5 protein-coding genes and 5 tRNA genes are annotated in these 6,188 nt (G+C 43.5%); 7 read left to right on the top strand and 3 right to left on the bottom strand.

From position 1 onward, the window contains the following. Positions 1–62 precede the first annotated feature (62 nt). Positions 63–139: transfer RNA gene (locus L1076_RS26600), tRNA-Trp, on the top strand. Positions 140–577: 438 nt separating this feature from the next. On the opposite strand, the gene pssA is transcribed toward L1076_RS26600, so the two are convergent. Beyond that, positions 578–1,918, bottom strand: a complete 1,341-nt coding sequence (pssA, locus tag L1076_RS26605; protein WP_038873871.1) for a CDP-diacylglycerol--serine O-phosphatidyltransferase — start codon at positions 1,916–1,918, stop codon at positions 578–580. A gap of 71 nt (positions 1,919–1,989) precedes the next feature. Next, positions 1,990–2,421, bottom strand: coding sequence for a GNAT family N-acetyltransferase (locus tag L1076_RS26610; protein WP_039977247.1), 432 nt, complete (start codon positions 2,419–2,421; stop codon positions 1,990–1,992). A gap of 101 nt (positions 2,422–2,522) precedes the next feature. Here L1076_RS26610 and murB point away from each other — a divergent pair, with 101 nt between their 5' ends. Further along, a complete protein-coding gene (gene murB / locus L1076_RS26615; RefSeq protein ID WP_042603118.1) occupies positions 2,523–3,566 on the top strand; it encodes a UDP-N-acetylmuramate dehydrogenase in 1,044 nt (347 codons plus the stop codon). Continuing rightward, positions 3,563–4,528 (top strand): bifunctional biotin--[acetyl-CoA-carboxylase] ligase/biotin operon repressor BirA, encoded by a 966-nt coding sequence (gene birA, locus L1076_RS26620; RefSeq protein ID WP_237304848.1) that lies wholly within the window; start codon positions 3,563–3,565, stop codon positions 4,526–4,528. Before murB ends, birA begins: the two co-directional genes overlap by 4 nt. A 16-nt stretch (positions 4,529–4,544) precedes the next feature. Here the strand turns inward: birA and coaA are convergent, their stop codons facing one another. Next, entirely contained in the window at positions 4,545–5,468 is a 924-nt protein-coding gene (gene coaA / locus L1076_RS26625; RefSeq protein WP_038873865.1) for a type I pantothenate kinase, read from the bottom strand. A gap of 206 nt (positions 5,469–5,674) precedes the next feature. On the opposite strand from coaA, the gene L1076_RS26630 reads away from it, so the two are divergent. The 4 genes from L1076_RS26630 (at position 5,675) to L1076_RS26645 (ending at position 6,086) form a co-directional block, all read left to right on the top strand. Next, positions 5,675–5,750 (top strand) — tRNA-Thr (locus L1076_RS26630). Positions 5,751–5,802: 52 nt separating this feature from the next. Further along, positions 5,803–5,887: transfer RNA gene (locus L1076_RS26635), tRNA-Tyr, on the top strand. A 35-nt stretch (positions 5,888–5,922) separates the two neighbouring features. Further along, positions 5,923–5,997: transfer RNA gene (locus L1076_RS26640), tRNA-Gly, on the top strand. A 13-nt stretch (positions 5,998–6,010) separates the two neighbouring features. After that, positions 6,011–6,086, top strand: a tRNA-Thr gene (locus L1076_RS26645). Positions 6,087–6,188 lie beyond the last annotated feature (102 nt).

The following is a 6,188-nucleotide window of genomic DNA, read 5'->3' on the forward strand; positions in this document are numbered from 1 at the left end:
TCAAAGACCTCGCTTTTGCGAGGTTTTTTTGAATCTACAATGTGATAAACTGTAGTTTCTACAGGGGTGTAGCTCCAATTGGCAGAGCAGCGGATTCCAAATCCGCGTGTTGGGAGTTCGAATCTCTCCACCCCTGCCATATTTAAGGCTCTAGCAGAAATGCTGGAGCCTTTTTCGTTTTTATCACTTCTAACAAGTGATATTAGGATAACTTGGCGTCCCTTGGTGCGCAGTCCGCTTGGCTGCATTTCCTATCGAATCTCCGGAGTGCCGGCCCAGTCCACCTCTTTTTATGTACAAAGCTTCAGTCAAAGATTATGAAACTTGTTTGCTTTTAGTTTTTAGAAAAAGGTCCAATTCCACCGTATTAGTATAAGTTTGTCGGACGCGGGTGCGTTCGCTTACTTGATGTTCTATCCGACATTCAGGTTCGGTTCTTTCTTCTTCGGGAGGGATAAGTACCTGTTATCTGAATATTTGTCTATTTAGTTCGTTGGGCAGGGGTAGGCGAACCGTGATTTACAACCTACAAAAAAGCCCAGTACTTTCATACTGGGCTTTGACTCTTTATTAGTTTCTAAAGGATACGCTTAAGTACGCCGTCAGCTTTGATGCGAGTGATCTTACGAACAAGCTTCTGAACGCTTTCTGGGTAATCTTCTACCTTTTCTAACTGTCGGTAAGTACAGATAAGTTGAGTATGCTCGAGAATGTTTGCTACTTCTTGCTCAAACTTATCCGTCATCTTAGCGTAGTTATCTTGCACCAATAGTCCATTTTCTAAGTCTAGTGACCATGCGCGTGGGTTCAGGTTATTACCTGTCATGAGCATGTAGCGTTTATCTACCCAAATACCTTTTAGGTGGAAGCTATTGTTGTCGTGCTTCCATAAGTGGATAGAAAGCTTACGAGCTGCAATGTTCGCTTCGTTGGCTTTTGCAAAACGGCGAAGGTTCAATTCGTAAAGATATGGCAAACCACCAATAGTTTTAAATTCTTCTTCCGGAGCAATATAGAAGTCATTTGCTGTTTTATCTCCAACAACAATCGTTACTTTCACCCCGCGTTTCATTGCACGTTTTACTTCACGATGAATCGCTTTAGGAAAGTTGAAGTAAGGTGTACAGATGAAGATTTCATTTTGAGCGGCAGCGAGTAACTTAACGATTTTCATGTTGAGTTGATTACGTCGCTTACCCAAGCCAACAAGAGGAGTCACTTTTACCTCTTCTTCTGTTGCACTCTCTGGCGAAAACTCATAATCAGCACGAGCGAGAGAAGAACGCAGTTGACGAATTGCAGCTTTGATTTCTTTAGTTTCTGGTTTGTCCTTACCAGCAAGGTCGTTTACTGCTGGGTGAGCTATCATCTCACTCTGGATGAAACCGACCATGGAGTCAGCAAGTGCTTTATGTTGAATCACATGGTAACGGTCGAAACGATAACGACCATTGTATTGAAGGTAGACGTTGTTTAAGCTAGCGCCGCTATAAATAACGGTATCGTCAACAATAAAACCTTTTAAGTGCAGTACGCCGAAGACCTCTCTTCCTCGTACAGGAATGCCGTATACCGGAATCGAATGTTGGTATTTTTTAGCGAATGCTTTGTATAGCGCGGAATTGCCCTCTGATGACTCTGCACCAATGAGACCACGTTGAGCTCGGTGCCAATCTACACAGATATTGATGTCCAATCCAGGGTTGCGCTGTTTCGCCTCATAAAGCGCTGTGAAAATTTCACGTCCAGCTTCATCATCTTCCAGATATAGAGCGACTAGGTAAATTCGCGACGTTGCTTTGCTGATCGCATCAAGAAGACGAGTTCTGAAAGTTTCTGCTGCGTGCAGAACTTCAAAGTCTTCAGGCTTGACTGCGAGACTTGGCAACTGTTCGAATGGGTTCCTACTTACTATCATACCGGTGTGAGTACCTTAATTAAGTGCAATATTGCGAACCTGATATTTTACCAAAGATATGAATTCTCTGGCTACAAAACCACGTCGTTTAGAACGTCAGAAGTGGTGAATTGCATTGGAATGAGATCTTTACCACTGTCTACGTACCGCAAATAAGCCATTTTTAACGAGTTTGGCAATTCAGAGCTATCAATGGTTTCAAACCCATGCTGAGCGTAATAATTCTCTAAATGTTTAAAAGCGAAGCAATAATCACCACTGGTGAAAACTGTGTTTTCGCAATAAGTAAGCAGAGCACTGCCGACGCCAGTCCCACGAAATTCTGGCACGACTAGCATCCCTGTAAGCAATCGTGATTTTTCGATGGTTTTCATTCGTAATAGCGCAACAATGCCATTCTTGACGCTGGCGGTAATGATTAACTCATCCCGTTTGGCTCGGCCTGACGGATAATGCGCTTTATACAACCTCTTAATGAGAGGAAGTTTGATCGGATTTAACACTTCTATGATTAATGAGTCTGGTATTGTCACTGCGGCTAAAAGATAACTAATGTAGAATGTCCATAGTTTAAGAGAATCTCATCTGGCGTTGCAAATCCACTATGGAAATTAAGAAACACGCGAGCCTTAAGGCTTTTCATACATTTGGTATCGAGCAAACTTGCGACTATTTGGCGATTGTTGAATCTGTAGAAGATGTCATACAGTTGTTCAAGGACGACACCTTTAAAAAATTACCAAAACTGTTTTTAGGTAAAGGGAGTAACATGCTCTTTACTCAGCATTATGAAGGGCTTGTGATTATCAACCGATTACTTGGTAAACAAGTGAGTGAAACGGATGAGTATTACAAGCTGCATATTGATGGTGGTGAAGACTGGCCCGCATTAGTGGAATGGTGTGTAAAACAAGATATTGGTGGCCTTGAAAACTTAGCTCTTATCCCTGGCTGTGCGGGTTCTGCACCGATTCAGAACATCGGAGCGTATGGAGTAGAACTCAACAACATCTGTGATTATGTTGATGTTCTTGACCTAGAGACTTTTGAAACTACACGTATGAGTGCAGAAGAATGTCTGTTTGGTTATCGTGATTCGATATTCAAGCATTCTCTGTATGAGAAGTGTTTTATCACCGCGCTTGGCCTTAAACTGCCCAAAACGTGGCAACCCGTCAATCAATATGGCCCTCTACAGTCTATTCCTGAAAAAGAACTTAGCCCTAACGCAATATTTGAGCGAGTTTGCCAAGTGCGCATGGAGAAGTTACCTGATCCAACTAAAGTGGGTAATGCAGGGAGTTTCTTTAAAAACCCTGTGATCAGTCAAGATCATTATGATCAACTCATCCAGCAGCATGACACCATGGTCGCCTATCCTGCAAAAGGTGGGATGAAAGTGGCAGCCGGTTGGCTGATTGATCAGTGTGGGCTAAAAGGTACCTCGGTTAACGGTGCCCAAGTGAACCCATTACAAGCTTTAGTGCTTACCAATGTGGATAACTGTACTGCGGAAGATGTGGTGACTTTGGCTTCTCTTGTAAAGAAAACGGTTTGGGATAAGTATCAAATAGAGCTTGAGCATGAAGTGCGTTTTATGAATAGTCATGCTGAGACAACCCTTTCTGAGATAGAGGCTGCTCGATGAGAAAAGAACATAACGCAAAGCTCCATATCCTCAAAGCGTTAAGCGACAGCGATTTCCATTCAGGTGAAGTACTTGGGGAGAGCCTTGGCATCTCTCGAGCAGCAATCGCAAAGCACATTAAAGGGTTAAATGAGTGGGGTGTGGATATCTATCGTATCCAAGGCCGAGGTTATCAACTGGCGCACCCCCTACAACTATTAGACGGAGATACACTCAAAGCGAAACTTGATAGTCAAATCGAGCTGATCTCTGTTATCGATTCAACCAACCAGTATTTGCTGGAAAGAGTGAATGAGTCAGAGAAAGGAAGAGTTTGTTTAGCGGAATACCAAGCTAAAGGCAGAGGACGTCGTGGCCGTCAGTGGATTTCACCTTTTGGGACAAATCTCTACTTGTCTATGTACTGGCGACTGGACGCAGGTATGGCTGCAGCAATGGGATTAAGCCTTGTTGTTGGTATTGCGGCAGTAGAAGCGCTCGAAAGTATGGGCGTTCAAGGTGTGAAGTTGAAGTGGCCCAATGACCTCTATTTCCAAGATAAAAAACTTGCAGGTATTTTAGTAGAAATGTCAGGCCAAGCCGGTGGTGCCGCTCATCTTGTTATCGGGATGGGGTTGAACATTGGGATGCCGGACATACAGCCTGAGATTGATCAGCCTTGGACAACGTTGAATCAAGTCAGTGATGGTTTAACAATCGACCGCACCGTTCTGGCACTCAACCTTATTGAACACTGGAAGACCGCACTAGAAGAATATGAAATGACTGGTCTGGCGGGGTTTGTTGATCGTTGGAATCGTTTAGATAATTTTATAGACCGTCCGGTTAAGCTACTTATGGGGCCAAGAGAGATTCATGGCATTGTAAAAGGTATCGATCAACAAGGTGGGGTAGTACTAGAAACCAACAATGGTTTGGAGACCTACATTGGCGGCGAGATCTCCTTAAGAAAAACCGATTAACATTAACGAGTCAGCACTACTTTCTCAACGATACCTTATCAACCAAATGGCTTGGCCCTTTATGCAGTATTAAGTGGGCCCTTTCTCGAGTAGGAAGAATGTTCTGTTCCAAATTGAGCCCATTAATATCATGCCAAATCTGCTTAGCCTTGTTCCTAGCTTCTTCTACTGAGAGTTGGGTATAGTGGCTAAAATAGGAGCCAGGTTTGGTGAATGCTCCTCGACGGAATTTCAAAAATCGTTCTACGTACCATTGTTCGACGGTCTCTGTTTCAGCATCAACGTAAATAGAGAAGTCTAGAAAATCCGACACAAACACTCGATGTGGATCGTGTGGGTAATCCATACCGCTTTGCAAAACATTTAAACCTTCAATGATCAATATATCTGGCTGCTCAACGGTTTTAAGCTCTTCGGTAATGTCGTAGGTAATGTGGGAATAGACTGGCACTGTAAGGTCAGGTTTACCTGCTTTCACATCGGAAACAAACTCAACTAAACGCTTTATGTCGTACGACTCGGGAAAGCCTTTGCGATGCATGATGCCCTTATCTTCCAGTTCTTTCTTTGGATATAAGAAACCGTCGGTTGTCACTAACGCGACTTTTGGATGATTCTCCCAGCGAGATAGAAGGGCCTTCAGCAGCCTCGCAGTCGTACTTTTCCCTACCGCAACGCTACCAGCAATACCGATGACAAATGGAGGAGCATGCTCTTCTGTATTGAGAAATTGCTGTAATACTGAGTTGCGACTCTGACGAGCTTGAACATATAAGTTCAATAGACGAGACAAAGGAAGGTAAATCTCTACCGCTTCCTCTACAGTGAGGTTTTCATTAATGCCTTGAAGCGCGGTTAAGTCGTCTTCAGAGAGTGTCATCGGGACAGAATTTCGTAGTTCTGCCCATTCAGCACGGTCAAATGACAAAAATGGACTCATGAGTCTCTTTGATCCTTGGTTTAATAGAGAGCAAGAACATACAACAAGCATCGTTTAAAGCAAACGACAAAGCTCGAAAGTTTGCTTTAAAAAGTGAGGTTTGTATGAATTTGCAGCAATTGAATCTAAAAAGCTAAATTTTACGATTTTTTTCAAAATACCTATTGCAACCTAGAAAATCATTCAATAGAATGCGCACCACTTATGCCGACTTAGCTCAGTAGGTAGAGCAACTGACTTGTAATCAGTAGGTCACCAGTTCGATTCCGGTAGTCGGCACCATTCTTTCCTGCTTCTTTAAGAAGCAATTGTAGTAAGAATGGCATGAAATTTTGGAGGGGTTCCCGAGTGGCCAAAGGGAGCAGACTGTAAATCTGCCGGCACTGCCTTCGATGGTTCGAATCCGTCCCCCTCCACCATATTCTTTAGGAAATAGCTCTCAGAGTTACGTGTTGCGGGCATCGTATAATGGCTATTACCTCAGCCTTCCAAGCTGATGATGCGGGTTCGATTCCCGCTGCCCGCTCCACTCTAATTTGAGTGCTGATATAGCTCAGGTGGTAGAGCGCATCCTTGGTAAGGATGAGGTCGGCAGTTCGAGTCTGCCTATCAGCACCAGCTCTCAAAGTTATTTCCTTTTGATATAAGATTTACCAATTATCTTTTTTGGTTGCGTGGTCAATTCGGGCCACCTAAATCCGTACCTAGAGGGACTACTCA

Origin of the sequence: Vibrio sp. MMG023 (assembly GCF_021654215.1) — a bacterium.
GTDB lineage: Bacteria > Pseudomonadota > Gammaproteobacteria > Enterobacterales > Vibrionaceae > Vibrio > Vibrio jasicida.